Here is a 26,935-nt window from a genome sequence, read left to right as displayed (position 1 = left end):
CTCCCGGCGCAGCGTCCATGCAAGGTGAGCGGCATGACCGACGCGAACTCTCTCAGGCCCTCCGACGCTCCGGGCGACCTCGCCTACCTCAGCGCCACGGATGCCCTGCGACTCTTCTCCGCACGTCGGCTCTCCCCAGTGGAGCTGCTGGAGGCCGTCATCGACCGTACCGAGCAGGTCGAGCCGCGGATCAACGCGTTCACCGAGTGCCTCTTCGACCAGGCACGTGCCCAGGCCCGCGAGGCCGAACGCCGCTACCTCGGCAAGAACGGCCTTGCTCCCCGTCCCCTGGAGGGCATCCCTGTCGCACTGAAGGAGAAGCACGCCATCAAGGGGCGCACCCTGACCGACGGGTCCCTCACCAACGACGGGAACATCGCGGCGGAGAACTCGCCTCTCACCGATCGCGTGCTGGAGGCCGGCGGCATCGTGCACGCCCGCACCACCACGCCCGAGTTCTCCATCGCCACGTTCACCCACTCCCGTATGCGGGGCATCACCCGCAATCCCTGGAACCCGGACTTCACCCCGGGCGGTTCCTCCGGAGGCTCCGGTGCGTCCCTGGCGGCGGCACGTCGCTGCTGGCGTCCGGTTCGGACGTCGGCGGCTCCACCCGGATCCCGGCCGCGTTCAACGGAGTCGTCGGGTTCAAGGCGCCCTACGGCCGCAACCCCGGCCACGGCATCCTCGTCAACGACCACTACCGGGGTGACGGCCCCCTCGGACGCACCGTGGATGACATGATCACCTTTCAGAACGTTCTGTCCGGCCAGGACTGGCGCGATCACACGTCCCTCCCCAAGGTGACCCTGCCGACCCAGTACGAGGATGTCGCCGGCATGCGCATCGCCCTGTGTGTCCGGTTGGGTGAGTACGACGTGCATCCGGAGGTCGAGGCGAACCTGCGGGCCACCGTCGCGGCCCTCGCCGACGCGGGAGCCACCGTCGAGGAGATCGAGATCCCCTGGACCCACCAGGATGTACTCGTCTCCGTCGCGGGGCACTTCGCCACCCTCTTCGGCCGCATGGTCACCGACGTGACCGAGACACAACGCGAGCAGCTTTCCTCGTACGCCGCGTCCTTCGCCGATGTCATGACGGACGTGCGCGTCCAGGTCGGCTACCTCGACAGCCTGCGCAGCGAAGGGCGCCTCCAGCGCCAACTCGCCGAAGCGATGCGGGGATTCGACGCACTTATGTGCCCGACGACGGCCATCCCTGGCTGGCTCGCCGGTGACGACCTGACCGGCGACAAGGTTGTTGTGCACGGGGAGGAGGTCGCTGACACGCGGTGGTGTGCGATGACCATTCCGTTCAACATCAATAATCGTTGTCCGGTACTCAACGTTCCCTCGGGGATGTCGAGTTGGGATGTACCCACCGGAATGCAGATCGTCGGCCACCCCTATGCCGACGCGACTGCCTTCCGCGTCGGCAAGGCCCTGGAGGCCGCCCGGCCATGGGCGTTCGGCCCGGAGAACCGCCCCGTCCTGTAGCAGCAGCCGCTCGCGGTCGAGCGGAATTCCCTGTGTCCCGCGCATGTCCTGGGGCGGCCGCGATCCCGTGATCGTCGGCGGCGCGTGCACCGGGCTTCGGGCCGCCCTGCCCGCCGGTGGCGCCACCCGGCCATACCGGAACGCCATGGCCGAGGCGCTCCTCCGGCAAGACCCCCGGCGTCCCCGGATCCCCGCCGACGGCCCGCGGCGAGGATTGACCGGCTCGGGCGAGCCGGTCAATCCGGCGGGGTTTCCTTCGGCGCGGGGGTGGTGAGTCCGGTGATCATGGGGGCGAAGGCGTGTGTGGCTCGTTCGTCGAGTTCCGGCAGGGGGATGCCGGAGTCGCGGGCGTACGCCTCGCAGAAATGGCGTAACCCATCTCATGCCCGTTCGCCGCCCGAAAGGCAGGTCCGGACAAGTTGCTTCAGGCCGGCATCCGCTTGTTCAACCCGCTGTTCAGGGGTGGAGAGGGTTTGCCATGGGCTTTCGGTCTTCCCGGCGGGCGCGGCTCGGAGGAACGGGGTGCGCGGCGGGCGCGCTGCCTGAGCTCGTGGCCGGGCTCCACTCGGATTCAGGGCGCCAGGCAGCTCGTGCCCGGAACCTCGGAGGGAGCTCCCAGGCCAGCAGGGTCGACGAGGGCCGTGAGGTCGGACGGGGCCTCGCTGAGGCAGGTGACCGTGTCCACGGGGTCGGGGTCGGCACTGGCAGGTGTGACGAGCGCCCCGAAGGCGGCGGCACCGAGGGAGAGAGCGGCGAGAATGCGCTTGGTGTTGTTCATGCCCTACCAACGATCTCGACCCGCCGGGGTTACAGGGCGGGTGGCAGTGCTCGCCTGTTCCCGGGGGAGTTCACCGGCCCGGCGGCGTCCGGGCCGACGAGCGTTGCCCGAGGCGGGCGGTCAGCGGTCGTCGACCGCCCGTCCGGGTCCGTGAGCTGACCGGCCGACAGATCCCGCGCCCGCCGCGCCTGCGGGCTTGCACCGTATGCCCGCAGCTGGCTCAGCGTCCGGCTGCGGGGTAGGCGATCCGTGCGGTGATGCGGGCGATGCGGCGGGCCATCGCCCGATACGGGGCGGCGACATGAGCCGCTACCACTGCCCGGCGTGCGGCTTCGTGTACGACGAGACCGAAGGCTGGCCGGAGGAGGGGATCGCCCCCGGCACCCGCTGGGAGGACATCCCCGATGACTGGTCGTGCCCCGACTGCGGCGCAGCCAGGGCGGACTTCGAGATGTCCGAGATCACGCATACCTGATCCCACGGTCGTCGTCGGCCCCGGCAACGCGGGAGCCACCGCCGCCCTCACCCTGCACGAGGAGGGTTACGACGAGCAGACCACGCCGATCGGCGAAGACCCCGAACGCCCCTACCACGGACCACCGTTGCCCAAGAAGGATGCTCGCCGGTTCGCAGCCCCGTCCCGCATGCCGCCGCGACCGGCGGGCAGCTGACCCGCACAGGGCACCGAGGTGCGCACCGTCACCGCGGTCGCGGACCTCCGCCCCGGCGACCGTACAGTCACGCTCGCCGACAGCACCGCTCTGTCCTACCGCCGACTGCAGCTGGCCACCGGCGGCCACCCGCGTACCCTCCCGGGAACCGGCCCCCCGCAGATCACCGAAGCGGTCACCGCGCTGCACCGCGCCAGGGATGTCGATGTGCGCACCGGCATGCGCCTGGAACACTTCGAGCGCCGGGGGAGATGCGGAGGCACTCGATCTCACCGCCGTCACCCGCCGGGAAAGCCGGATCACCGGGGTCGTCCGCGGGCAACCGCCCGGCCGACTTCCGCCGCCCGCGGACGCTGACCGGCGAGCCCGGCCAGGCCTGCACCGGGACGCCAGCGCCCACGGAACCGCCCCGGCGAACGCTCCCGGACACCGCACGCAACCGTCCCGCTCACCCTCGCGCCCGGCGCTGAGGACCACGGCCAGGATCCTGTCCGATGCATCAGGACCAAGAAAACTACCCGGGCCGGTGCGGGACCGCGCGATGCGCAGCAGTTCGCCCACGACTGCGCGGACACCCTCGGCCCAGCTCTCCTCGAAACCCCAGCTCTTCCCCGTACACGCCGTGCTGATCGGTACTCACGCCGCCCTCCTTCGGACCGGCTACGCGCATGCCACCTGGGTCCGTCGCACCGGGCGTTCGTCCTCCCGGGCCGGTCCCGCCGTTCTGGAGGCGGGTCCGGGTGAGGCGGAAGCACCGTCGCCATCTGCGTCCCAGGCCGGGCACCACCCTGGACCGATCTCGTCCAGCGCTTCGAGCCGTGTCTCGGTCAGGGCGCCCGCGCTGGTTTCGATGGGGGAGGCCCCAGCTTGTTCGTCAACCTTTGGCGGAGTCTCAGTGACGCCGGTAGGTTCTTCGCAGTGACTTTGATGGAGAAGCAGGGCCTCGTGTCGATGACCGACGAGGCGCAGTTGCGCTGGATGGCGCTGGGGGACACGACTCGGCAGCTGCCCGTGGTCATGCTCCATGGCGGTCCGGGTCTGCCGGACTATCTGGGCGATGTCGCCCTCATGGTCGCGGACCTCGCACCTGTATACCGGTACGACCAGCGTGGCACGGGCCGATCCCCGTGGCGGGGCCCCCATTCCTTCGCCCGGCATGTCGACGATCTCGCCGAGCTGCTCGACGCGTGGGATGTGCCCAAGGCCGTGCTGATCGGGCACTCCTACGGCACCGATCTGGCGAGCCGGTTCTGCCTGAGGCACTCTGACCGAGTGGCCGGGATGCTGCTGATGTGCGGGCCATTCGTCGGTGATTGGCGCACCGGGGACCGAGCGGAGCGAGGCCGCCGCATGTCCGCAGCGCAGCAGGAGCGGCTCCGCGCATTGGAGGAATTGCCGCACCGCACGGACGAGCAAGAAGTCGAGCTGCTCACGCTGTCCTGGTTCACCGACCACGCCGATCCCGGACGCGGGTGGCACTGGGCAGCCCAGGGTGCCAGGCAGCGTCGCCCGGTCAACTGGTCTATGAACGGCGAACTCGGCAAGGAAGGACGCGCGGATCCGCTCGATGAGCACCTTGCCGAGCTACGTGCGCGGCTGCCCGCGCGGGCGGAGCTCCTCGGTGGGGCCGACGATCCCCGTCCTGTGTCGGCGCTTGAATCACTCGCGCTCCGGCTCGCTCTTCCGCTGACCCGGATCGAGGGCGCAGGGCACGAGCCCTGGTTGGAGCAGCCCGACGCTGTGCGTACGCACCTCCGGCGATTCGTGCAAGGCGCCGTGGGCGTGGGCACATAGGGCTCGGGTTCGCTGGTTGGCCTCGTCCCCGGCTGCCGGCACTGCGTCATCCGGTGTCGCAATGTGCCTCGAACTGAGTTGCTGACCTTGGCATTCGCCGGACGTCTCGGAACCTCCGCCAGCACATGTCTTGTCCTGTCCTGCCCAAGCACCGAAACCCCACCGGACCGACTCCGGACGACCACCCGGCACCGGCAACAGACGCCGGGCACCCTGCTACGACGTGGGCAAATCCATCCGCCGCGAGAGGACACTCATCGCCCTACACCGACTGAAGGGTTGAAGAACAAGTGTACGTCCAGCAGTCCGGACGTCATCGCAGCTCAGATGGGGTGTGGTGGTGTAACCGGACGTCAAGCTCAGGATAGCCAGCCGGTGGAAGTCCGGTCCGGGGAGACGCCAGGGTCCCCGGTAGCTGAATCCTGGCGTCACTCGAAATGGTGGCGTCGAAGTGGAGTGACAAGCGCCCTTCGGGGGGCGTGCAACCGGCCAGTCCGCAACATGAAGTGAAGCCTGCAGCGTCGTTATTTAACCCCCGTCCTCGGGGGGCCAAGGAGGAGCCGAGCCTGTGCTTGTTTGGCGAAGGCCATGGAAGGCGATTTCGGACCTGGAGCGGTCGCCGAAGAACCTCCCGGCGTAAGGGGCGTGGAATGGTCGGAAGGTTGTCCTGGGAACTGGAGAGGACCTCCTCGGCCCGGGTTTGCGGCCCGGGAAGCGTGGCCTGCCTATAACCGGCAGAACTGGGAAATGGCGGGTTGTCGAGAGGCAGTCGGAGGGGCCGTAGTAGTGGTGATCGGCGGGACAACACAACCCGTCGGGAGCGAAGGACCCTGCTTCATCGATGTGATTCGCGAACTAGGAGGGACCCGGATGAGTGCCGTTTCGGTTAGCTCCATCCGCCGGGAGGAAGGCGCCACAGGACCGGGTGGCCGTCCTTTGGACAAGGTCCGAGTCCTGCAACGGACGCTTTACCGCTGTGCCAAGCAAGAACCCGAACGCCGGTTTCACGCCCTGTATGGCCATGTCCGCCGCATGAACGTTCTCAGGCGGGCGTGGGCTGGTGTGCGCAAACCGGGGTGCCCCCGGCGTGGACGGGACGGCCGCTGACGCTGTGGCGGCCTCGGGGGTGGATGTATTCCTCCTGGACCTGCCGCAGAAGTTGCGGTCGAATACGTATTCGTCCGTCGGTGCTGCGGCGGGTCCAGATTCCCAAACCGGGGCGGCCGGGGGGAGTTCCGGCCGCTATCGATTCTCACGGTGGCGGACCGGGTGGTGATGACGGCCGCGAAACTGGTCCTGGAACCGGTATTCGAGGCCCAGTTCACCGAGGCGAGCTACGGATTCCGGCCGAAGCGGTCCGCGATCGACGCGTGCGAAGCAGTGCGGGTTGCCGCGAACCGGCGGCGGGAGTGGGTGTTTCGAGGCCGACATCCGTGATTGCTTCGGCACGATCGACCACGAGGCGCTGATGGCTCAGGTGGCCCGACACGTGGTGGACCGGTCGATGCTGAAACTGATCCGGGCCTGGCTGCGGATGGGAGTTCTGGAGGGCGGGGTGACCTCCCCGACCGGGGCGGGTACCCCACAGGGCTCACCGGTTTCACCTCTGCTGGCGAATATCGCGCTGCACGTTCTCGATGAGGCGTGGCAAAACGAAGGCCGTCGGCTGGGGACACTGGTGAGGTACTGCGATGATTTCGTGGTGAACGATGTCGGAAAGCCGTGTGCGGGAGAACTGCATGCACGGTTTGAAGCGGCGGGGACTGGAAACGGAGCGACAGCCACCGCGCCAGTCCCCGACCCTACTCAGTGCCTGCTCCTGGACTGCATTGACGGGTGTCCTGGGGCCCTACGACGGCGTGGTGTCCGAGGACACCGGGCGGGCCGGGGAGCGGGTGTGCGGGGGCTGCGGTGAATGGCTGAGGCAGGGGGCGCGGCCCGATGCCGTGTACTGCTCGGCGGTGTGTCGTGCCAGGCGGTGGCGGCGGAACTGGGCGCCGGGGGCCCGTGGCCCGTGCCGGTCCTGGAACGGCCCGTCGACCCGTCGGCAGGGCGGCGGTGACCCGTACCGGCGTGGGCACCGCCGTACGGTCTGCCTGGCCGCCCGCACAACTATTCGGGGGCGGCTCCGGTCCAACTCCACATGTGGAAACGACTTGTCACCACCCTGGCCCTGACTGCGGCAACCGCCTGCGGGGCCCCCGGGGCCGTACCCGACTCCGCCGTCTCACCGAGCGTGACGCAGACCCCCACGGCCGCGAAGCGGCCCGCAGCCGACCCCGACACCGCCGGGGCCCACGCCGACTTCGACGGCGACGGGAAAGAGGATCTCGTCATCACCGACACCTCAGCCACGGTCAACGGCAAGTACGCCGCCGGCTACGCGGCCGTGGTGCACGGCTCGACGGCCGGACCCGATACCCGGCGCCACCAGGTGATCACCCAGGACAGTCTCGGCCTCGGCAAGGCGGGCACCGGCGGCCGATTCGGCAGCGGTGCCATCTCGGCCGACCTCGACGGCGACGGCCGCAGCGACCTCATCACGCAGGCCGGCAGCAGTACGGTCTTCGTGGTCTGGGGCGGAAAGAAGAAGCTCTCCGGAGCGGCCAGACTGACCGGCGCCACGCCGGTCGCCGGCGACTTCGACGGCGACGGCCACGCCGACCTCGTCACGAGCAGGAGCATGGACTCCAAGGCGACGGTCCGGTTCGGCCCGTTCACCCGGACGGGCAAGCCCGCCCGTACGAAGACGCTCGACCTCACCCCTGACAATCCGTCGTACTACACCCCCCGGCCCACCGGAGTCGGCGACGTGAACGGCGACGGCAAGGACGATCTGGTGGTCACCTGGTCGCATGTGTTCGCGGACGAGATGCCGGCCCCCCGAGCCACCGTCGTGTACCGCGGCGCGGCCGGCGGCGTACTGAAGAAGGGGCCGCGCCTCAAGGACGCGCGCGGCAAGGACATGTACGGCTCGATCACCCTCACGTCCGACGTGAACAAGGACGGCTTCGCCGATGTGATCGTCAGCCTCACTTGCGAGATCATCGGCGACGTAGCCACGCCCGAGGGCGGCAGCCGGCTGATGGTCGCGTACGGCGGAAAGAGCGGGCAGAGCACCAGCCTGAAGCCCACGACGATCGACGAGAAGACACCGGGGTTACCCGGCAAGCCGGTCTCCTCCCACTGCAACTTCGGGTACGCGCCGGCGACGGGTGACGTGAACGGCGACGGCTACGCCGACATCGCGTTCAGCGCCCCGGCCAAGGGCAACAAGATGGTGACCCTGGTGCTGCGCGGCGGACCGAAGGGCCTGGCCGGCAAGAACGCGCAGAGCTTGCCCGGCCTCCCGATGCGGCCCATGCTGGCGATCCAGGACCTGAACGGTGACGGCGCGGCCGAACTGGCGGTCGGCACGTGGTACGCGAGCGGGGCCGACGACACAGTGCGGGTCCTGCGCGGCGGCCCGTCCGGCATCAGCACCTCCAGGCCGACGCTCATCGGGCCCGCGGATCTGGGACTGAAGCCGGAGCCGGGGGACAGCTCCGACTTCGGCCACTGAAACAGCCGGCCGACGCTGCTTGGCACGGTGCTACGGGCCACCGGCCGGTAGAGCACTATGTGGCGACGATGAAGATCTGTCGCGTGACCTCCGCTCACCGGCCCACCTTGGACGATCACCCCGCCGATGGCCATACCGCGAGGTCGCCATGCTGGACGCCGTACGGCGAAGCTCTGCTCAGCCGGTGACCGCCCATGGCAGGCTCGTGCCTTCCAGGCGAGGGGAGCATGCCGAACAGCAGCCAACTCACCTGACCCAAGTTCATGTTCGACCAGGAACAGCCGCGTGAGCGGGGTCCTCGCATTGCCCCCTGCGGCTGAGTGTTTGTTGGGGGCGGCACCCCGGCGAGCCGTCCTCCAGAGACGTGCATCGCGCGAAGAGTCGGGCCCACGACCGGCCCGGACGGACCAGCAGCACGTCCGGACTACGGGGGGCGTGCGACGTCGATACCGGCCCTGGATACACTCGCTCGTATGGTCGAATCGTCCCGTAATGGCGCGAGCCCCGGGATGTGGCAGCGCGAAACGGGCACTGCGGTGCGCCGAGCCGCGGCACTTCCGGGGCAGACGGCGGCACCCTTTGTCATCCTCGCCGAATCACAGGTTCCTCCCGTTCCCACGGAGTGGGCGCCGCACTCGCATCACCTGCACGAGCTCGTCTGGGTGCGCGGGGGAACGCTGACGTCCCTTGTGGAGGGCCGTGTCTTCACCGTGTCCGAGGGGCACGGGCTGTGGATGCCGGCCGGAGTGGTGCACGGGGGCGGACGACGGCGGGTGTGGAGTTCCACGACGCCTTCTTCGCTCCCGATCGCACGCCGTTCACGTTCGAGGGGCCGACAGCGATCACGACGACGCCGGTGCTGGAGTCCTTGCTGACCCATCTGGCCCGCACGGATTTCGGTGACGGCACCATGGACGACCGCGCGTTCGCCGGCATCACCTTGCAGATGCACTCGGTCCAGGTCGTGGCCGGGGACGGCATCGGCTTCAGCTGGCCGGCGAAGTTCCCGGTGGCGCGGATCGGCCAGATCCTGGTTCGTGGCGTGGAGCCGAAGAGCTCGTGGCTGCTGCCGGCCACTGGCAGCGACCACCTGCCGGTGGCGGCCGGAATCAGCTGGTGAACATCGCGCAAAGCCGGCGGAGGGGATCGGCCTCGTAAGGCACTGGCCCAGAACATATCGTCGGCATATCGAATTCAAACGCGGCATCACCCGGTTCAACGCCGTCAACGATCAGGTCGCCCGGATCGGGCCGGTGGTCGTCCCGGGCACGCCGCGTGACACCCTGCGCATCCTGGACGCGATGCTGAACCTGGGCGGCGGGGGCAAGCCGGAGATGGTGGCCACCGGCAACGCCTCGTACTCGACATCGTGTTCGGGATCTTCAAGATCCTGGGCTACAACGTCAGCCCCCGCTTCAAGGACCTGGACGACCAGAGGTTCTGGCGGGCGACGATGCCCGGCGTTCAGACGGGGACGTACGGGGTGCTGGAGCTGCTCGCCCGCAACCGGGTCAACCTGAAGAAGATCGAAACGTGGTGGCCGGACATGCTGCGCGTGGCGGGCTCCCGGTCACCAATCAGGTCCGCGCCTACGACCTGCTGCGCGGATGTTCGGCCGCGAGGGCCACACCAACCCGCTGGGGCAGGCGTTCGCCGAGTACGGGCGGATCGCCAAGACCGAACACCTGGTGCCGATGGTGGACCCGGTCGACGACACCTACCGCCGACAGATGAACCGGCAGCTCACCGTGCAGGAGTCCCGCCACAAGCTGGCCTGCGACGTGTGCCACGGCAAGCGCGGCACCATCCACCAGACGTACCGGGACGGGATGGAGGACCAGCTTGGCTCGCTCGGCCTGGTCCTGAACGCCGTGGTGCTCTGGGCCACGCGGTACATCGACGCCGCCGTCGCCCCGGCCGCCGGCGCCCTGCGCCCGCTGCGCGATCCGGAGACATCGGAACTCGACGATGACGAGGATGGCGACTGACGGCGTCAGGAGCCGACCAGGGCGCCGATCAGCTTGTGGGCCGCCGCCTTGGCAGCCGCTTCGACGCCGTGGAGGTCCGCTCCCCGGGAGCCCGCGGCTTGAGGCCGGTGCCCTTGACCGCCTTGACGTACTCAGCGTCGAACCGCTCCGTGCCCGGCTGCTCCACGAGGCGGGTGAGGTACTTCAGCTGCGCGGGCGTGATCGGGGTCTTCTGCGCCGCTGCCTTCCGGTTCGCAGCTTCCTCGCGAATCCCACTCAAGCTCGGAGCTATTGAATCCGCAACCACAACCCTGGTGTGAGCCAACGTAGGTCGCATGTGGCGAGGTGAAACGGGTCCGGGCGGGTGCGTCAGCGGCAACCTCGCGAGCCCCGCAATAGCAGGTGACATCTGTGTTGGGATCTGCAGCGCAGACGATTGGCGGCACAGGCTGTTCGGTTCCATTCCACACCATCAGACACAGGCAGCCGAGGCTACGCTCGGCCCACCGTCATTGCACCCAGACCGGTAAGCCAATGCGAGCGCGCGGAGCCGTCCGTCGGGTGGCTCCGCGTAGGGCGCGTCGGGTTCAGTCGGTGATGTACCAATCGTTCTTGAGGTACTCCAGGGTGTAGCTGCCGAGGTCGCTCTCGGAGAAGGTTGCGGAAGCCCTGACCGCTTCGACCGGCATCTCGATCTTGTCGGGTGTGCGTACGGCGATGCGCTGCGGGTCGACCGTGGCGGTTTGCAGAGCCTTCTTCTGCGAGGGCGAGATCATCTGGACCACGATGGCGTACGTCGACGTGCACGGGCCGAGCCCCTGGTCCTGTGCCTTCTTCGCGGCGGGCCCGGCCACTTCGCAGACCGTGTCGATGTTTTCACGGCCCAGTGCGTGGAGGTATTGCTCGTAGCGCTGGATCGCACCCTCCTTCGTCCTGGGCGCGGGCTGGTCGCCGGTTGGCTCGGCCGACGGCTTCTCGGGCCGAGCGGACACGGACGGCGTGGCCGACGGCTCCTCGGCCCGCGTAGACGCGGACGGCGGCGAAGGCTTCGCGTCCGTGTCCGCCTTCGTTTTCTCACGCCACGACCATTCTCAAGACGTACGCACGCCTGTGGACCGACGAGTCGGACACATCGCTGGCGCTGCTGCGCGAACTGACCGGCGCAGAACCCGATCTCCGCTTCGCCTTCGACTCCATCGAACTCGCAGCAATCGGTGACTTCCTCGTCATCGCCGGTCCGCCCGCGGAGCGTGCCCGCTATTCCCACGCCAGCGCCACCGTGATCGTCAACGACCTCGATACCCTGACCAAGACGCTCGCGACCGCCGGCGCCGAGATCGCCACACCGGAAAGCACCAGTGCCACCGGTCGGTTCCTGTACGCGCGCCATCGCGGCGGCGCAGAGGTCGAGTACGTGGAATGGGTCCCGGAGTTGGTGGAGCGCATCGTGCAGGTATAGCGAGTGCGTCCGTGCCCCGTTGTCTTTTTCGCGGTCCTGCAAGAGGGCCGCAGGCCTCCGGGCCCGGCATGGCTGTGTTCCCCTGTCGAACTTGACGACCTGGCGGGTGGTGTCACCGGGCCCGTGGGGTGCCGTCGGAAACGCTGCTCAGAGGCCCACCCACCCACCCGGCCGGGCGGGCGGGCGGGTGGGATGGGGCGGCAACAGGCCTTCGCCTTCCCCAGGCTGCACATGGTTGGGACCGGTCCGATCGCCGTAGGGATCGCGGCGTGTCGTGGCGATCAGAGGGTGAAAGAACATCACCGATCCCGCGAAGGCAGCCCCGACGGCGAGGAATGCGGTGGGGAGCGTGGCTCCCTCGCGGGCGGCGAGCAGTCCGGTGCAGTCGGGGGACGGGTGAGGTCGCATGGTTCGTCACCTTTGGGTGTGCGGAGGATGGGAGGCAGCTCGAGGCGGCTGTGGAGCCGTGTGGTGATGTCGAGGCTCTGTCGAGTGCATGACCCACCTGCTCCGACCGCGGCCCGAGCGTGGACGATCGCCGCCGTCTCCTACAACAGCCCAGACGCCCGCAGGCTCTCCCAGGCCCTCCACCGCGAGCAGACAGCGACCTACGGCCGAGCCGACGACCCCGAAGCCGCCGAGTTCGAGCCACCCAGCGGCGTGTTCCTCCTCGCTGCCCGCTCGGGCGGCACCGCTTTGGCCTGCGGCGGGTGGCGTACAGCCGGACCGACCATCGCCGAGATCAAACGCATGTACGTCACCCCCGCCGCCCGTGGTCACGGCCTCGGGCGACAATTCTTGGAGGCTCTGGAGCACAACGCCCGCCAGCACGGGATGAGCGAGGCGATCCTGGAGACCGGCATCAGCAACCTCGCCGCGCTCACGCTCTACACCCGCTGCGGATACGCTCTGGTCGCCTCCTACGTCCCTGGCCGTGACCCCCGCATCAACCGGGCGCTGAGCAAGGCATTGGGGACGTCGGCCGAGGGGCAGTAGTTCGGCAGCGCGGCGCTTCCCAGAAGCGGGATCGCGTGAGCGGGGCCACGAGTGCGGGCACGACCACGGTGCAGTGGCTGGAGCGGGAAGCGCGGGACTGGTACGTCGTCAGTGCCCCGGGACGCGCCCCGGTACCGAGCATGGGGGCCGGGGTCGCCGACCGCCACCTGCCCCCGGACTACCTGCGCAAGCACGGCAAGCCCCTGGGCACGACGACCTGGGACGCCCTCCGCGGAAAGTCACAGCTTCCAGGTCATCCGAGCGACAGGGGGCAACAGTCATGCCGGGCTCGACCGCGAAAACGATAGCGGGGGCGAACCTCAGTGCGCGGATTTACCTGGCCAGAGCACAGAAGGGTTCCTGCAAATGAAATTGCGATGTACGGTTCTGCAATCACGTTTGCAGCATGCTGCGTTTCGTACCAGGGAGCAAGATCTGTGTCCGCATTGCAGAACCACGACCCCGCCGACAGCGGCAGCCAGTGGCTGGGCGACGCTCTGCCCGATGTGCCGCTGTCCAAGGCTCAGGCCCGGGTCGTCGACGTCATCGTCCGCAATCCGCAGCTGTCCTCGTACGCGGAGATCGCGGAGATCGCCGAGCGGGCGGACGTGAACAGTTCGACGGTGGTGCGGGCAGCCCAGACGTTGGGCTACCGGGGCTGGCCGGATCTGCAACGCGAGTTGCGGGCCCGCTACTTGGTGCACATCTCCATCGAGGAGACCCTGACCGAACACGGCGAGCACCGCAGCCCGCTGCACGACTCGCTCACGCACGACATCGAGAATCTGCGCCAGACCCTGGAAAGCAACTCCGCCGCCGACGCGGAGGCGGCCATCGCCACGCTGGCCTCAGCCCGTTCGATCCTGGTGGTCGGGGTCGGCTCCTTCGCCGGTCCGGCTAGTGTCATGGCGCACCTCGGCTCCACGATGGGCTACCCCGTCACGCTGGAGAACCGGGCCGGCGTCCATCTGGCGACCGCTGTCAACTGCCTCGGTCCGGGTGACGTGCTCGTGGTCGTCAACATGTGGCGGTCCATGAAACAGATCATCGTCGCAGCCGATGCAGCCCATGCGGCGGGCGCCACGGTGGTGGCGATCACCGACATGCGGCGCGGCCGGCTCGCCACCTCCATCGCCCACCACCTGCTGATCGTGCCGTCGGAGGGCATCTCCTTCTTCCAGTCCGTCACGGCCGCCACCTCGGTGGTCTACGGACTTCTCGCCGGCATGCAGACGGCTCAGCCCGAGCGCAGCCGTGCCGCTATCCGCCGCACCCAGCAACTCTGGAAGGACCTGGACGTCTACCTCGACTGAACCGCTCTCCCCCTCGCGCCGTGTGACGTCCGATCCGGTCCGCGCGGTCGGCGACACCCCGCAGCACAGCCCATATCGGGCGGCGCGCCCCACCGGCTGTCGCCGCTGTACCGCACACGCTCCCGCGCCGCCCGACCGGTGCCGCCCTCGGAGCGCCGGCGGCCTACGCGCCTTTCAACACACTCTTTCACTGCCGCGTGTGAGCGCTGACCGCGCCGATGGGCCTGCCCCGACTACCTCTTCCCAAGGTCTGTCGGGGCCCACTGAAAACCGTCTCCCCGGGCCGGCGAGGCCTGTCTCCCCGGCCTCGCTCGTGTCCGTACGCACGTCCCCTCATGACAGGAGCACTGATGAGCAAGCATATCGCCGTTGTCGGCCTCGGCTCGATGGGCGGTGCCATGGCTTCCGCCCTGCTGCGGGCGGGGTGGCAGGTGCGCGGATTCGATCCGGCGCCCGCCGCCCGGTCCGCCGCTGCAAAGGAGGGTGTGGAGGTCGTCGAGGACCTCGACCATTTGGCCGGCACGCCCTATGTGGTCCTGTCGCTGCCCTCGGCTCGCGTGGTCGAGGCGACCGTGCCCGCTCTGCTGGCGCGGCCGGGCACGCTCGCCATCGTCGACACCACGACGTCGGAGCCGGGCACGTCCGCCGAGTGCGCGGCCCTCGCAGCGGACAAGGACGCGGCCTTCGTGGACGCACCTGTCTCGGGCGGCCGTGACGGCGCGGCCGATGGTCGGCTCGCCGCGTTCGTCGGTGCCGACCCTGACGCGCTCGACGCGGCCCGGCCCGTCCTGGACGCACTCACCGGCGGCCAGTACCGCCACCTCGGCGCCCCCGGCTCCGGAAACGTGGTCAAACTCCTCAACAACGCCCTTGCGGCGGTCAACCTGGTCGCGGTCGGCGAGGCCCTCGCCGTGGCGAAGGCGTACGGCGTCGATCCCTCCTCCGCAGCGGCGGGTATCAGCGGCGCGTCCGGCGCCAGCAAAGCGTCCGCGGCCATGTACCCGGACTGGGTGCTCACCGGCACCTACGACTCCGGCTTCGCCCTGGGACTCATGGCTCGGGACGCCGCACTCGCCGTCGAGACCGCCGGGCAGCGCGGCGCGACCCCGCAACTGCTGGCCGCCGCCAGCCGCGTCTGGCAGGAGGCCCTGGCCGCGCTCGGTCCCGACGCCGACTTCACCGAGATCGCCCGCACAGTAGCCCCCTCCCTCACCTCCGAAGGAGCCACCGCAGCATGAGCACCACCACCTTCCCGACGGACCTGAGCACGTCCGGCGCGGCCACCGCCCGTGCCGCTCTCGACGCCGCCTTCCCGGAGGGCCTGGGCTCGTTCGTCGACGGTCAGGTCGTCACCGGCGGCGGCGAGACCGTGCGCCTCACCGCCGCCGCGACCGGAGAGGGCTTCGCCGACTACGCCGACGCCGGGGCCGAAGGGGCCGACGCCGTGCTGGCCTCCGCCGTCCGCGGGGCCGAGGTCTGGGCCGCGACCGACCCGTTCGAACGGGCCGCGATCCTGCGCGAGGTCTCCCGGACGATCGGTGAGCACACCGAGGAACTCGCCCTCCTGGAATCCGCCACCACCGGCAAGCCCGTCCGCGACACCCACGCCGAGGCCGCCAAGGTCGCCGAGATGTTCGGCTACTACGCAGGGTGGGCGGACAAGCTGCTGGGCCACACGATCCCCGTCCCGGGCAACTGGCACACCTACACCGAACGGATCCCCTGGGGCGTCGTGGTGGCCGTCACCCCGTGGAACGCGCCCCTGTTCACGGGCGGCTGGAACTCGGCGGCGCCGCTCGCGGCCGGCAACGCCGTCGTCGTCAAGCCCAGCGAATTCACCCCGGCCTCCACACTGCGGCTGGCCCAGCTGGCCCACCGGGCGGGGCTGCCGGACGGTGTGTTCAACGTCGCCACCGGCCTGGGCGCCACCGTCGGCGCCGCCCTCACCTCCGACTCCCGGGTCGGCAAGGTGTCCTTCATCGGCTCGGTCGCCACCGGCCGCCGGGTGGCGGTCGCCGCGGCGGGCGCCGGAATCCCGACCGTCCTCGAACTCGGTGGCAAGAGCGCCAACATCGTCTTCGCCGACGCCGACCTGGACCGGGCGGCCGACGGCGCCGTGTCGGCCGTCTTCTCCGGAGCGGGCCAGTCGTGCGTGGCCGGCTCCAGGCTGCTCGTGGAACGGTCCGTGTACGCCGAGTTCATCGCGCGCGTGGCCGAGCGAGCGTCCCGGCTGCGACTGGGCGACCCCCTCGACCCCACCACCGAGGTCGGCCCCATCATCACCCGGCCCCAGTTCGGCACGGTCACCTCGCTGATCGAGGCCGGGCTCGCGGGCGGCGCCCGCCGGGTGACCGGCACACAGCTGCCCGCCCGGCTCACCGACTCGGCGCTGGCGAGCGGACACTGGGTGCCGCCCACCCTGCTGGACGGGGTCACGCCCGCCAACCCGCTGGAGACCACGGAGGTCTTCGGACCAGTGGTCGGCGCCGACGCCTTCGACACCGAGGCGGAGGCCATCGCCCGCGCCAACGCCACGAACTTCGGCCTGGCCGGGGCCGTCTGGACCCAGGACGTCGCCCGCGCCCACCACGTGGCACGTGCCGTGAAGTCCGGCACCTTCTGGATCAACGCCTACAAGACCATCCACGTCGCGGTGCCCTTCGGCGGCTTCGGGGACTCCGGACACGGCCGCTCCTCCGGTCCCGGGGTGCTGGACGAGTACACGCAGACCAAGGCCGTCTGGACGCCCACCCGGGCCGCCGGTGCCCCGTTCCCCTCACTGAGCTACTAGGAGGCATCCGTGGCCACGAACAATCCCGCCGACGCCGGCAGCCGACTCAAGACCGACACCTCCACCGGCGTGTCGGACTGGCAGGACCGCGTACTCAAGCTGGCACGCGCCCTGCACGCACGTCCCGAAACCGCCTTCCAGGAAACCGAGTCCGCCGAGGCGATCACCAAGCTGCTCGCCGAGGGCGGGTTCACGGTCGAGCACGGCACGGGCGGTCTGCCGACCGCGTTCACCGCCACCGCGGGCAGCGGCGAACTGACGGTCGCGCTCTGTGTCGAGTACGACGCGCTGCCCGAGGTCGGTCATGCCTGCGGCCACAACCTCATCGCCGGCGCCTCGGTGGCCGCCGCGCTGGCCCTGGCCCCGCACGTCGACGAACTCGGCATCACGCTGAAGGCGATAGGCACCCCGGCCGAGGAGCACGGCGGCGGCAAGGCGCTGCTGTTGGAGGTTGGCGCGTTCGACGGAGTGGGCCTGGCCCTGATGGTCCACCCGGTACAGGACGGCATCGGCTACAACCCCGCCGGGAGCACCGCGCAGGCGGTCGGCCGGTACCGGGCCGTGTTCCGGGGACACGCGGCGCACGCCGCAGCCGCACCCCACCAGGGAGTGAACGCCGCCGACGCCGCCACGCTCTCCCAGGTGGCCGTCGGGCTGCTGCGCCAGCAACTGCCGGGCGACCATCGAGTGGCGCTGTTCGTCTCAGAAGGCGGCGTCGCCACCAACATCATCCCCGAGCGGGCCGTCGTCGACTTCGAGTGCCGGGCATTCACCCTGCCCGAGTACGAGACACTGCTGAAGCGCGTCCGGCGGTGTTTCGAGGGTGCGGCCCTGGCGACCGGCACCGAGCTGACAGTAGAGGCCACCGAGCCGCTCTACGAGCCGCTCGTGCAGGACGACACGCTGGCGGGCTTCTGGACGTCGGCCATGGCAGCCTTCGGACGGGACGTCACCTCCGGTGACCGGCTCGCCGGCGGTTCGACCGACATGGGCAACATCAGCCAGGTCATCCCCAGCCTGCATCCGTGGCTGAGCATCCCGGGAGCCGACGTCCCCATTCACTCCCATGCCTTCGCGGCCGTCGCCGACACATCCGTGGCGTACGACATGATGTTCGAGGCGGCCCGTGCCCTCGCCTGGACCGTCGTCGACGCGGCGGGCAACATCGAGCACCGGCACCGTTTTGTCGCCGCGGGCTACCGCCGTGACGTCCGTAAGGAGGCGGTGTCGACATGAGCACCCTCGCCGCCTCGGCCAAGGACCGCATCGCCGGGTCGCGTCAGGCCCTGCCGATCGCCGCCCTTGCCCTGATCATCGCCCTGGTCGTGCAGGCCGTCGGGCAGCTCGACATCGACCTGGGAATCGGCTCCGTCATCATCTTCCCCATGGTGTGGGGCCTGATCCTGGGCCTGCTGGTGTCGGTCCAGAAGGTCCGCCCCCTCGGCATCCGTCTCCAGAAAGTGGCGTCCGCGCTCGTCGGCGTGGCTGTGATGCTCCTGGTCGCCCGGCTCGCCTTCAACATCGGCCCCAGCCTGCCGACGCTCGTCAAGGCCGGGCCTGCGCTGCTGCTCCAGGAGATCGGCCATCTACTGGGCACGGTGGCCGTGGCCCTGCCGCTCGCCGTCGTACTGCGCCTGGGCAAGGCCACGGTCGGAGCCACCTTCTCACTGGACCGCGAGCCGTCTTTCGCGATGGTCTCGGAGAAGTACGGGCCGGACTCCGACCAGTACCGCGGCGTCCTGGCCATGTATGTGTTCGGCACGATGTTCGGAGCAGTGTTCATCACGCTCCTGACCTCGTTGGTGTCGAACTGGAACATCTTCGACCCACTGGCCCTCGCCATGGGCGCCGGCGTCGGCTCGGGATCGATGATGGCCGCGTCCTCGGCCAGCATCGTGGCCGCCTACCCGGGGCACGAGGAAGCCATCCTCGGCATGGCGGCGGTGTCGAACCTCATCACCACCATCCTCGGGGTCTACGTGGGCATCTACGTAGCACTGCCGCTGGCGGACCGGTTCTACCGCTTCCTCACCCGCCGTCAGAAGACCCGCACGCCGGAGACAACGACGCCCGACGTCCCCGACGCCACGGACGGCCCGACAGACGACGCCGCCGCGAACCGCGCTTTCCGGGAGGAAGTCGCCGCCGCCTCGGGCGAGATGAGGATCCCGCTCTGGCTTTCGCTCGGCGTCCTGACGGTGCTCGGCCTCGGCACCGCCTCCGTCGCGGCCGGCACGATCGGCTGGGACATCGTCGGCGGCTACGCCGTGCTGCTGGGCCTGGTGCTGCTCGGTCTGTTCCTCGCCAAGGTCAGCCGGAAGATCTCCGCGATTGTGTGGATCACCACGGTGGGCGCGTATGCGTCCAGCCCGTGGTTCTTCGCCTCCGGCAGCCTCAACAGTCTGGTCGGCTCGGTGGACTTTCTGTCCATCGCCACGATCATGCTGACCCTCGCGGGACTGTCGCTGGGCAAGGATCTGCCGTTGCTGCGCCGCATCGGCTGGAAGATCATCCCGGTTGGGCTCGTCGCGATCTCCGCTTCATTCCTGCTCTCGGTAGTGATCGCCGAGTTCACCCTCGGCGCGTGGGGCTGACTACCCCTCCACACCGCAGGCATGACCGTGCGACAGCGCCTCCTCTTGGTCGCCGAGCAGGGGTGGTACGCCGACGCTGACGGGGTCGCGACGTGCCCCGGCCGCACGGTCGATCTGGCGGAGGATGCGATGTGTCACTACAGCGGCACGTCACCGAGCACCCCGTCGAAGACGACCTCCAGTCGCCCCAATCCCGCGAACAGAACGGCCCCGTACAGGCACGTGCGGGGTCGTTCTGGCGCCCGAGCCGCGGGTTGCGCCGACGGATACCGGCGCCGACTCCCTGCCGATGCACCATCGGCTGCATAACATCGCATTCAGCGGTCTGTAGATGTCTCCGGAGCCGGTGACACCACCCCCAAGACCTGCGATCGCCAGGGGGAGAAAATCATGCCAACTCCGGAGGCCGGGCGCCCCATTGCGGAGCCATCAAAACGGTAATGGGGGGTGGTTCTCGTGCACCCGATGCCCTCCCGAAACCCGACGTGATCCGGAGCACAAGGCGTCAGCCTGCCATTACGAGAGCGCGTATCGGTGGGATGACCGATGTGCGGGAGGCAAGGGCGTGGCCATAGTCCTTGGGAGATCGTTCGCGGGTGGCCTGGTGCACCCGATCTTCGAAAGGACCCTTCTGTGGACATGTATGCGGATCTGGTGTTTCTCGGTGGGCGGGTGGTCACGGTCGATGCCGAGTTCTCCGTTGCCTCGGCCCTGGCGGTGACCGGTGGGGTCATCAGTGCCGTCGGTGGGCGGGACGATGTCGCGCCGCTCGTCGGACCCGGCACCCGCGTTGTCGACCTGCGGGGGGCGACACTGCTTCCCGGTATCAACGATTCCCATCTGCACGGATGCGCCTTCGGCATGGCGACGCCTCCGCTCTCCCTCGACCTCGGCCATCCCGCCGTGTCCTGCCTCGCGGACGTGGCCGAAGTGGTACGGGAGGCCGTCGGGCGGGTTCCGGGTGGGCAGTGGATCACGGGGCACGGCTGGGACACCGGTTACCTCGACGAGTGCGTCTCCGACCCTTCGCGGCTGCCCTCCCGGCGCGACCTCGACGCCGTGAGCCCGGACCACCCCGTCGTCCTGTACTCCTTCTCCGGGCACGCCACCTGGGTCAACTCCAAGGCACTGGAACTCATCGGGATCGACCGGCACACCGTCGCGCCGTCCGGCGGGGCCATCGTCGTGGACGAAGCCGGGGAGCCGACCGGGCTGCTCCACGAGGGGGCCCAGGCCCTCGTCCAGAACGCGTTGCCGTCGCTCAGCCGGCAGGAGCGGACCGCCGCGATCAGGTCGACCCTCGCCACGCTCGCCCGCCTCGGCGTGACCAGCTACACCGAGCCCGGGCTCGGCCCCGGCGGCGACGGCATCATGCGGGGCGCGCTCGGTGCGGAGACCCTCGACGTCTACCGCCAACTGCTGACCGACGGCGAACTGACCGCCCGCCTCGGCGTTCTGCTCCTGCCCACCGGAATGGCGAGCACCGCCGAGGAGTTCACCCGCACCCTCACCGCCCTCGACACGCCCGGCGACGCCGATCCGCGCCGTCTCGCGACCCTCGGGGTCAAGATCTTCGCCGACGGCATAGTTCCCAACAAGACGGCCTGGATGCACGAGCCGTACGTCGGCGGTGGCTGCGGCTCCCTGTGCGTCGGCGGCGAGACCGACGCCGAGCGGACCGCCGAGATCGACGCCATGATCCGGTATGCCCACGCCGCTGGGCACCAGCTGGGCGTTCACGTCACTGGCGACCGGGCCATCGACACCGTCGCGGACGCCTTCGCCGCGGCCATGGCCGAGCATCCGCGGCCCGACGCTCGCCACTACGTCATCCACGGAGACTTCCTCACCGCACACAGCATGAAGGTGCTGGCCGCACATGGCTTCGGCGTCAACATGAACCCCACCATCAAATGGACCGTCGCCGACATGGAGGAGGAGTTCGTCGGCACCGGACGGGCCGCGTACGCATGGCCCTACCGTGACGCCATCGACGCCGGCGTGCGGGTCGCGAGCGGGTCAGACGCCCCCGTCACGTACCCGGACTGGCGCCAGGGCGTCGCAACCATGCTGCTGCGCGAGTCGAAGGCCGCCGGCCGGGTCAGCGGCCCCGAGCAGCGCATCGGTCTGGCCGAGGCGATCCGTACATACACGATCGACGCGGCCTGGCAGGACTTCGCCGACGACTGGAAGGGCTCACTGGAGCCGGGCAAGGTCGCCGATCTCTGTGTGCTCGACGGAGACCTGCTCACCGCCGACCCCCACGACATCCCGGAGATGCCCGTCGTCCTCACTGTCATGGATGGGCAGGTCGTGCACGACACCCTTCGCGATTGACGTATTCCGGGCGCGTGATCATCCTTGGACGATGACAGCGAAGCGGAGCACGGCGGACATCCTGGACGCGGCCGTCCACGTCCGCGAGGCAGCCAGGAGCGCCACGAGCGGCGTGACCGGCGTCGACACGGTCCTGGCGGCGCTGTCAGAGGTAATGGAGTACGACCACGCTTCCCTGACCCGGTGGGACCCACTGCGCCGGTGTCACACCACCCTGGCCGGGAGCTACCCGGACGAAGCCACGGCCTACATCGAGACCCATCTCCACCACGATCCGATGTTCACCGTGCTCCGCAGTCCCGCCCGAGGCGGTCTCTGGCTCAGGGACGTCCCCTGGCAGCTCCTGGCTGCATCCCCGGGCTTCCAGGAGGTGCTGTGTCCGCTCGGCATCGAGGACGGCGTGGCCCAGTGCCTTTTCGCCGCCGACGGCCGGTACGTCGGCATGCTGAACGTCAGCACCCGCAGGCCACGGCGCGCGCCCGACCCGGCGCGCGCCGTGGTCACCCTGCTCACCGAGGCCTTCGCCGCGGCCGTCGGCCGGTGTGCGGGCCCGCCACCCGGGGAGATCGCCGCGGCCGCCCCCGCTGTGGATGCGCGGCGGCCTGGCGGACTCTCGCCGCGGGAGCTCCAGGTGCTGGCCGAACTGACCGTCGGCCGCACCAACCGGGAGATCGCCGAGCGGCTGCACATCACGCCGCGCACCGTAGGAACCCACATCGAGCACATCCTCGCCAAGCTCGACCTCCCCAACCGCGCGGCCGCCGCCGCCCGAGCCGCCGCCTGGGGAATCGAACCCTCCCGCTGACGCGAGCCCAGCAGGGCAAAACGCTTGGACTGCGGGCGTGTTCTTGCGGGTCACTCCTTTCTCGCCTCCTCAAGCAGGGGTCAGCTGTCGTCGTCCTCGGACGGGTGCCGGACCAGGCGCTTCAGCTTTCGCTCCACTTCATACCGGGACTGTCCCGTCGCCTCTGCGCGCGCGGTGATAGCCGCTTGCACCCGGGGCCGCGGTTTCCACCTTCAGCCGGTACTCCTGCTGCTCGGCCCACGCTGCTCGTTCCAGCGCGATCAGACCGTCATCCAGTTCGCCACGCGGGCCGGATATTGCCGACTGAATGCGATCGGCTTGCGGTACCACACAGCTGGTCACTGCGGTGACCACCGGCTGCGGCAAGGGCGCTTTCGTCGTGTTCGATGCCTCCCGTAGGGTGCCCACGGTGAAGACGATCGTGTTCGACATCGGCGAGACCCTTGTCCGCGATGACCGCTACTGGGCCTCTTGGGCCGACTGGTCGGGTGTTCTCAGACATACCGTGTCCGCGCTCGTCGGCGCTGTCACTTCCCAGGGCCTCGACAACGCTGAAGCTCTCCGGCTCCTGAAGCCCGGCATCGATATCCCTGCCGAGTACGCCGCCCGCGAGGCTGCCGGCCATGGGGAGCACCTGGATGAGACCGACCTGTACGAGACGTACGCCCCGCGCTCACCGCACTGCGGGATCTCGGCGTCCGGGTCGTCATCGCCGGGAACCAGACGGTGAAGGCGGGACAGCTGCTTCGGGCGCTGAATCTGCCGGCCGACTTCATCGCCACGTCCGGAGAGTGGGGGTGCGCCAAGCCGGCGGCTGACTTCTTCGCGCGGGTCCTCGACGCTTCCCGGGCCCCGGCATGGGACACCATCTACATCGGTGATCACCCCATGAACGATGTCTTCCCGGCCGCGCGAACTGGCCTTCGGACAGTGCACCTGCGGCGTGGGCCGTGGGGGCACTTGTGGGCCGCCCTCGATCGTCAGCGAGTAGTTGCCTGTACCGAATCCGTACTCTCGCGCAGTGACGGTGCGGGTACGGCCAGATCATGTCCGCCGACTCCCCGCACGAGGTCGGTGAGCGGATCGCCGCACGTCGCCGCGCACGTCGCCTCACCCAGACCAGTCTCGCCGCTGCCTCCCACGTCTCCTACGCCACTGTCCGAGCCGTCGAGCGCGGCGCGAGGCGGCCGAGTGACGAAGTACTCGAAGCGATTGCAGCCACCCTTGAGGTGGACGCCACGCAGCTGCGCACGGGGTACGTCGGCACCGAGCGTCGTGTCCACCGGGCCCTCCCGGAACTGTCGTCGATGATCGCTGGGTACGAGATCCCGCAGGGCTCTCCAGCGCGGAGACCGGACGAACTCGCGGAAGCGAGCGATTCGGCAGTGACCTGGCGGCTCGGTGCTCAGTACGGCCGGATCGCAGATGCCATCCCGAGTCTCCTCGGCGACGCCATCCGGTACGTCCACACCGCGCGCAGCACTGAGCATCGGGCCGCTGCCAGAGTGTTGGCTGCTGCCGCCCGAACCGCCGACGCGGATTGCGTTCAAGTACGGCGCGCACGATCTTTCCGCGCGGCTGATTGACCTGGTGCGCTCGGCCGCTGACCGTGCTGGCGACCCTCTCGTCCGGGCCGCCACGGCGTACGGCGTACGTACGGACAGAGGTCTTCTTCGCGGCTCGAGCCCACGCCGTGGGCCTCGTCGCATTGGAGCAGGCGATCGAGGACGCCCCCGCGCCGTCGTCCCGCTGCCCGCGGCGCCTTCCACATGCGGGCGGCCGTGATCGCTGGACGCGACGGAAACGTGGGCAGTGCGGACATCCACCTGAAGCACGCCCGACAGCTCGGCGATCAAGTCGCGCGCGAGGGTGTCTATCTGGGCACCACCTTCGGCCCGGACTCGGTCCGGATCCACGAAGTGTCCGTCGCTGTCAGCCTCGGCCGTGACCACGTCGACCGCGCCCTGCGCGTAGCTATTGAGTGGAAGCCGCCCGCTGATCTGCCGGCCGGGCGCCGCAGCGGCTTCTACATCGAGCTGGCCCGCGCGCAGGAATGGTCCGGGCTTCAGGCAGACGCGTTCGAGAGTCTCAAGGTGGCCCGTGCATCGGCTCCGCAGCACACCCGCGAGCACCCGTGGGCGCGTGAAGTCGCTGGTAGCTTGCGGCGTTTCCACCGTGCCGATGCCGAAAGCCTGTCCCACTTTGCTCACTGGATCGGCGCCGCCTGACGGGCTGCTACACCTTGTAGCAGTTGCACCTCTTCCCAGGGCCCACGCTCTATCTGTCCACACCACACAGGTAGAGGAGGGGCACCATGACCACCCCTGTGCTCATCAAGAAGCGAGTGAGTGAGTATTGCTCGGCTCCACGGCGAAGCCTGCTGGCGCTGCGGCGCCGTGACCCGGAAGCTCGTCCCGGCCGGGGCCGTCGTCTTGCCGGGGCAGACCCGGTGTTGGCCGATCGTCTCCTGCGGCTGCGGGCCTGCCACCGATGAGGGAGCCGGTCCTGCTCACTGCTGAGTTCACCGTGCCGGATCCGGCGTCACTGTCTGATGCGCAGCAGCGCGGCGCGCATTGCGTCTGGTGTTGCGTCGCGCCGGCCAGTGGGGCAGCCCATGACCAAGGCCCCGCCCGGTGGACGCGCACGGCATCTCGGCTCTGTGGTTCCCCAGCTGCTGCTCGATCTGCTGGAAAGGCCGCCAACAATGATCACCCTGACCAGGACACTGCCTGCGCCAGACGTCGCGTACCGCACGCTGCTCGGCCACACCTTGACCTGCGCGGCCTGCCGCGCTGGGACGGCCTGCCTCACGGTGGCGCAGCTCGGCCGTGTCTGGCGGAAGGCTCGTCGATGATCTGCGTCGACTGCGATCACACCATCACGGGCGATTACATCATTGCCGCCTACGGCGACTCAATGTCCGGAGCCCGGTCCGACAGCTACGCACACCCGCCCGGTACGTCGGACTGCAAGCCGCGCGATCGATTGCGAGCCGCGTTCCGGCGCGCACTCGGCACACCGAAACCGAGCAGGAGGCGGCGCTTCTGATTTCCCGTCCGCGGCTGCATCCGCCGGCCAGTCGCGGGCGGGTCTACTCCTCCGAGGCGCGGTGCTTCCGGAGGTACTGGTTCAGTTGAGGAAGCTGAAGGATCTTTCCCTTGGACGGGATCGGTGGCGATCAGGCCGGCCGTCAGTGGGCGGGGGCCTCTGTGGTGTCCGAGGTCGTCTTTGTCGGAGTGGCGGCGACCAGCAGTGCGGCGAACATGACGGGGGCGGCTGTCTGGTACCCGATCCACACTTCACCCCCGGCGCTGCTGCCTTGCCGCGCCATCAGGAAGCCTACGACAGCCGCCAACACCCAGCCGCTGTCGTAGGCAACCATGAGCTGCGTGTACGTGCGCATCGACCGGCTGCGCGTGTATCCGATCTCGATGCCACCGCCTATTAGCAGGGCCACGCCCGAGACAACCATCAGCCACGCTGGCGTGCCGAGTAACCGGCCGAGTGGGGCAACGCCGGCGATGTAGACAGCGGCGAGCAACACCTTGAAGGCGCCATCGGCGATGGCCCCCACCGTCCGGCGGGTCACCCGCAGTGCCACGACCTGGGCCATGAGCGTTCCTCCTTGAAGCTCGTCCTGACTGGTTCCATAATGAGATTACGGTAATAATCAAACTATGAGAATGACGAGAGCGGAGGCCAAGGAACGCAACCGCCGCGCCTTGCTGGACGCCGCGTTCCAGGTCGTTTCCCGGGACGGGTACCGGGCCAAGCTTGATGAGATCGCCGAGCGCGCCGACCTGACCACCGGCGCCATCTACTCACTGTTCGGGAGCAAGAACGGCCTGGTGGTCGCCCTCGTCGTCGACTACCTGCGGCCGTACTACGAAGAGATCGAGCAGGCGGTTCCAGTCGGGCTGGATTTGCTCGAAGCGGTCGATGCCTTCGCCAGGCACTACCGGCGTAGTTGTGACGCCCCCGACGCGCTGTCTCGCCAGTCGCTCCAGATCACCTTGCTGGATATGGCCCTGCATGACCCCGATCTGGGGACCCAGCTCGCCACGTCCATCCGATCGCAGGAGAACCACCTCATCGCGCTGTTCACCGGAAGATCGCACCATGGGAGCGTCGTGACGGCGCATCAAGCACAGCGTTTGACCACCGCACTCAGGGCACTGTTCGTCGGCCTCGGCCAGGGCGTCACCCTCGGCCTCGCCCACGGTGCCGACGAGCAGTACTTCGCCGACACCGCCCGCGCTCTGGCATCCGACATGTCCCTCATCGATCACGATGCGGATGCTTCGTGATTGTCGGTCAAGGTGAGGCATGGTGGAAGGCCGGCGCCTCGGATTGACCGGGACGCGAGAACAGG

At 69.2% G+C, this 26,935-nt stretch carries 21 protein-coding genes and 6 pseudogenes; 21 read left to right on the top strand and 6 right to left on the bottom strand.

Annotated elements, in window-relative coordinates; genetic code table 11:
- Positions 1–33: 33 nt before the first annotated feature.
- Positions 34–1,496: pseudogene (locus OG978_RS03230) on the top strand (amidase).
- Positions 1,497–2,067: 571 nt separating this feature from the next.
- On the opposite strand, the gene OG978_RS03225 reads toward OG978_RS03230, so the two are convergent.
- On the bottom strand, positions 2,068–2,274 hold the full coding sequence (locus OG978_RS03225; protein WP_326763695.1) for a hypothetical protein: 207 nt from the start codon (positions 2,272–2,274) through the stop codon (positions 2,068–2,070).
- A gap of 301 nt (positions 2,275–2,575) precedes the next feature.
- Here OG978_RS03225 and OG978_RS03220 point away from each other — a divergent pair, with 301 nt between their 5' ends.
- From OG978_RS03220 to OG978_RS03190, 7 genes and pseudogenes are all read left to right on the top strand, one after another.
- Entirely contained in the window at positions 2,576–2,749 is a 174-nt protein-coding gene (locus tag OG978_RS03220) for a rubredoxin (protein WP_326763694.1), read from the top strand.
- Between the two features lie 1,123 nt (positions 2,750–3,872).
- Positions 3,873–4,739, top strand: coding sequence for an alpha/beta fold hydrolase (locus OG978_RS03215; protein WP_326769918.1), 867 nt, complete (start codon positions 3,873–3,875; stop codon positions 4,737–4,739).
- A 1,134-nt stretch (positions 4,740–5,873) separates the two neighbouring features.
- Positions 5,874–6,654: pseudogene (locus tag OG978_RS48210) on the top strand (reverse transcriptase domain-containing protein).
- A 228-nt stretch (positions 6,655–6,882) separates the two neighbouring features.
- Complete coding sequence (locus OG978_RS03205; protein WP_326763693.1) at positions 6,883–8,301, top strand: FG-GAP and VCBS repeat-containing protein; 1,419 nt, start codon at positions 6,883–6,885, stop codon at positions 8,299–8,301.
- 509 nt (positions 8,302–8,810) lie between these two features.
- A pseudogene (locus OG978_RS03200) lies at positions 8,811–9,196 on the top strand (AraC family ligand binding domain-containing protein); the annotation flags it as partial.
- Positions 9,197–9,202: 6 nt separating this feature from the next.
- Positions 9,203–9,421, top strand: a pseudogene (locus OG978_RS03195) (hypothetical protein); the annotation flags it as partial.
- Positions 9,422–9,500: 79 nt separating this feature from the next.
- Positions 9,501–10,289 (top strand): annotated as a pseudogene (locus OG978_RS03190) (Tn3 family transposase); the annotation flags it as partial.
- 28 nt (positions 10,290–10,317) lie between these two features.
- Here OG978_RS03190 and OG978_RS03185 read toward each other — a convergent pair.
- On the bottom strand, positions 10,318–10,548 hold the full coding sequence (locus tag OG978_RS03185; RefSeq protein WP_326763691.1) for a hypothetical protein: 231 nt from the start codon (positions 10,546–10,548) through the stop codon (positions 10,318–10,320).
- A 307-nt stretch (positions 10,549–10,855) separates the two neighbouring features.
- Positions 10,856–11,260, bottom strand: coding sequence for a hypothetical protein (locus tag OG978_RS03180; protein ID WP_326763690.1), 405 nt, complete (start codon positions 11,258–11,260; stop codon positions 10,856–10,858).
- 95 nt (positions 11,261–11,355) lie between these two features.
- Between OG978_RS03180 and OG978_RS03175 the strand changes: the two genes are divergently transcribed.
- Entirely contained in the window at positions 11,356–11,727 is a 372-nt protein-coding gene (locus tag OG978_RS03175) for a VOC family protein (RefSeq protein WP_326769916.1), read from the top strand.
- 147 nt (positions 11,728–11,874) lie between these two features.
- On the opposite strand, the gene OG978_RS03170 is transcribed toward OG978_RS03175, so the two are convergent.
- Positions 11,875–12,135, bottom strand: a complete 261-nt coding sequence (locus OG978_RS03170) for a hypothetical protein (protein ID WP_326763689.1) — start codon at positions 12,133–12,135, stop codon at positions 11,875–11,877.
- 84 nt (positions 12,136–12,219) lie between these two features.
- Here OG978_RS03170 and OG978_RS03165 point away from each other — a divergent pair, with 84 nt between their 5' ends.
- The 8 genes from OG978_RS03165 to OG978_RS03130 all read left to right on the top strand — a co-directional run bounded on the left by OG978_RS03165 (position 12,220) and on the right by OG978_RS03130 (position 22,563).
- On the top strand, positions 12,220–12,723 hold the full coding sequence (locus OG978_RS03165) for a GNAT family N-acetyltransferase (RefSeq protein WP_326763688.1): 504 nt from the start codon (positions 12,220–12,222) through the stop codon (positions 12,721–12,723).
- 437 nt (positions 12,724–13,160) lie between these two features.
- Complete coding sequence (locus OG978_RS03160) at positions 13,161–14,036, top strand: MurR/RpiR family transcriptional regulator (RefSeq protein WP_326763687.1); 876 nt, start codon at positions 13,161–13,163, stop codon at positions 14,034–14,036.
- 350 nt (positions 14,037–14,386) lie between these two features.
- Positions 14,387–15,274: an NAD(P)-dependent oxidoreductase gene (locus OG978_RS03155; RefSeq protein ID WP_326763686.1), complete on the top strand. Its 888-nt coding sequence runs from the start codon at positions 14,387–14,389 to the stop codon at positions 15,272–15,274.
- Positions 15,271–16,827 (top strand): aldehyde dehydrogenase family protein, encoded by a 1,557-nt coding sequence (locus OG978_RS03150; RefSeq protein WP_326763685.1) that lies wholly within the window; start codon positions 15,271–15,273, stop codon positions 16,825–16,827. The genes OG978_RS03155 and OG978_RS03150 overlap by 4 nt, the downstream gene beginning before the upstream one ends.
- Positions 16,828–16,836: 9 nt before the next feature.
- A complete protein-coding gene (locus OG978_RS03145) occupies positions 16,837–18,063 on the top strand; it encodes an amidohydrolase (protein WP_326763684.1) in 1,227 nt (408 codons plus the stop codon).
- Complete coding sequence (locus tag OG978_RS03140) at positions 18,060–19,421, top strand: DUF3100 domain-containing protein (RefSeq protein ID WP_326763683.1); 1,362 nt, start codon at positions 18,060–18,062, stop codon at positions 19,419–19,421. Before OG978_RS03145 ends, OG978_RS03140 begins: the two co-directional genes overlap by 4 nt.
- 639 nt (positions 19,422–20,060) lie before the next feature.
- On the top strand, positions 20,061–21,758 hold the full coding sequence (locus tag OG978_RS03135) for an amidohydrolase (protein WP_326769915.1): 1,698 nt from the start codon (positions 20,061–20,063) through the stop codon (positions 21,756–21,758).
- A gap of 31 nt (positions 21,759–21,789) precedes the next feature.
- Entirely contained in the window at positions 21,790–22,563 is a 774-nt protein-coding gene (locus OG978_RS03130; protein WP_326763682.1) for a helix-turn-helix transcriptional regulator, read from the top strand.
- Positions 22,564–22,701: 138 nt separating this feature from the next.
- On the opposite strand, the gene OG978_RS03125 is transcribed toward OG978_RS03130, so the two are convergent.
- A complete protein-coding gene (locus OG978_RS03125; RefSeq protein ID WP_326763681.1) occupies positions 22,702–22,995 on the bottom strand; it encodes a hypothetical protein in 294 nt (97 codons plus the stop codon).
- Here OG978_RS03125 and OG978_RS03120 point away from each other — a divergent pair.
- From OG978_RS03120 to OG978_RS48200, 3 genes and pseudogenes are all read left to right on the top strand, one after another.
- Positions 22,973–23,550: pseudogene (locus tag OG978_RS03120) on the top strand (HAD family hydrolase); the annotation flags it as partial. The gene OG978_RS03125 and the pseudogene OG978_RS03120 overlap by 23 nt on opposite strands.
- Before the next feature lie 59 nt (positions 23,551–23,609).
- The gene (locus OG978_RS48205) at positions 23,610–24,149 is read left to right on the top strand and encodes a helix-turn-helix domain-containing protein (protein ID WP_442817646.1); all 540 of its coding nucleotides are present in this window, start codon (positions 23,610–23,612) and stop codon (positions 24,147–24,149) included.
- A gap of 195 nt (positions 24,150–24,344) precedes the next feature.
- Positions 24,345–24,791: a hypothetical protein gene (locus tag OG978_RS48200; RefSeq protein WP_442817645.1), complete on the top strand. Its 447-nt coding sequence runs from the start codon at positions 24,345–24,347 to the stop codon at positions 24,789–24,791.
- 962 nt (positions 24,792–25,753) lie between these two features.
- Here the strand turns inward: OG978_RS48200 and OG978_RS03110 are convergent.
- On the bottom strand, positions 25,754–26,176 hold the full coding sequence (locus OG978_RS03110; RefSeq protein WP_326763680.1) for a hypothetical protein: 423 nt from the start codon (positions 26,174–26,176) through the stop codon (positions 25,754–25,756).
- Positions 26,177–26,246: 70 nt separating this feature from the next.
- On the opposite strand from OG978_RS03110, the gene OG978_RS03105 reads away from it, so the two are divergent.
- On the top strand, positions 26,247–26,870 hold the full coding sequence (locus OG978_RS03105) for a TetR/AcrR family transcriptional regulator (protein WP_326769914.1): 624 nt from the start codon (positions 26,247–26,249) through the stop codon (positions 26,868–26,870).
- Positions 26,871–26,935 lie beyond the last annotated feature (65 nt).

Source organism: Streptomyces sp. NBC_01591 (assembly GCF_035918155.1).
Lineage (GTDB): Bacteria > Actinomycetota > Actinomycetes > Streptomycetales > Streptomycetaceae > Streptomyces.
The sequence above is the reverse complement of the archived record's forward strand: the minus strand, read 5'-3'. Positions and strand labels throughout refer to the sequence as shown.

What these genes read in the sequence shown, in the direction of transcription:
- OG978_RS03170 (WP_326763689.1), bottom strand. Translation starts at nt 12,135, where the DNA reads ATGCGACCTCACCCGTCCCCCGACTGCACCGGACTGCTCGCCGCCCGC.
- OG978_RS03140 (WP_326763683.1), top strand. Translation starts at nt 18,060, where the DNA reads ATGAGCACCCTCGCCGCCTCGGCCAAGGACCGCATCGCCGGGTCGCGT.
- OG978_RS03105 (WP_326769914.1), top strand. Translation starts at nt 26,247, where the DNA reads ATGACGAGAGCGGAGGCCAAGGAACGCAACCGCCGCGCCTTGCTGGAC.
- OG978_RS03205 (WP_326763693.1), top strand. Translation starts at nt 6,883, where the DNA reads ATGTGGAAACGACTTGTCACCACCCTGGCCCTGACTGCGGCAACCGCC.
- OG978_RS03225 (WP_326763695.1), bottom strand. Translation starts at nt 2,274, where the DNA reads ATGAACAACACCAAGCGCATTCTCGCCGCTCTCTCCCTCGGTGCCGCC.
- OG978_RS03220 (WP_326763694.1), top strand. Translation starts at nt 2,576, where the DNA reads ATGAGCCGCTACCACTGCCCGGCGTGCGGCTTCGTGTACGACGAGACC.
- OG978_RS03130 (WP_326763682.1), top strand. Translation starts at nt 21,790, where the DNA reads ATGACAGCGAAGCGGAGCACGGCGGACATCCTGGACGCGGCCGTCCAC.
- OG978_RS03110 (WP_326763680.1), bottom strand. Translation starts at nt 26,176, where the DNA reads ATGGCCCAGGTCGTGGCACTGCGGGTGACCCGCCGGACGGTGGGGGCC.
- OG978_RS03215 (WP_326769918.1), top strand. Translation starts at nt 3,873, where the DNA reads ATGGAGAAGCAGGGCCTCGTGTCGATGACCGACGAGGCGCAGTTGCGC.
- OG978_RS03135 (WP_326769915.1), top strand. Translation starts at nt 20,061, where the DNA reads ATGTATGCGGATCTGGTGTTTCTCGGTGGGCGGGTGGTCACGGTCGAT.
- OG978_RS03155 (WP_326763686.1), top strand. Translation starts at nt 14,387, where the DNA reads ATGAGCAAGCATATCGCCGTTGTCGGCCTCGGCTCGATGGGCGGTGCC.
- OG978_RS03150 (WP_326763685.1), top strand. Translation starts at nt 15,271, where the DNA reads ATGAGCACCACCACCTTCCCGACGGACCTGAGCACGTCCGGCGCGGCC.
- OG978_RS48205 (WP_442817646.1), top strand. Translation starts at nt 23,610, where the DNA reads ATGTCCGCCGACTCCCCGCACGAGGTCGGTGAGCGGATCGCCGCACGT.
- OG978_RS03125 (WP_326763681.1), bottom strand. Translation starts at nt 22,995, where the DNA reads ATGTCGAACACGATCGTCTTCACCGTGGGCACCCTACGGGAGGCATCG.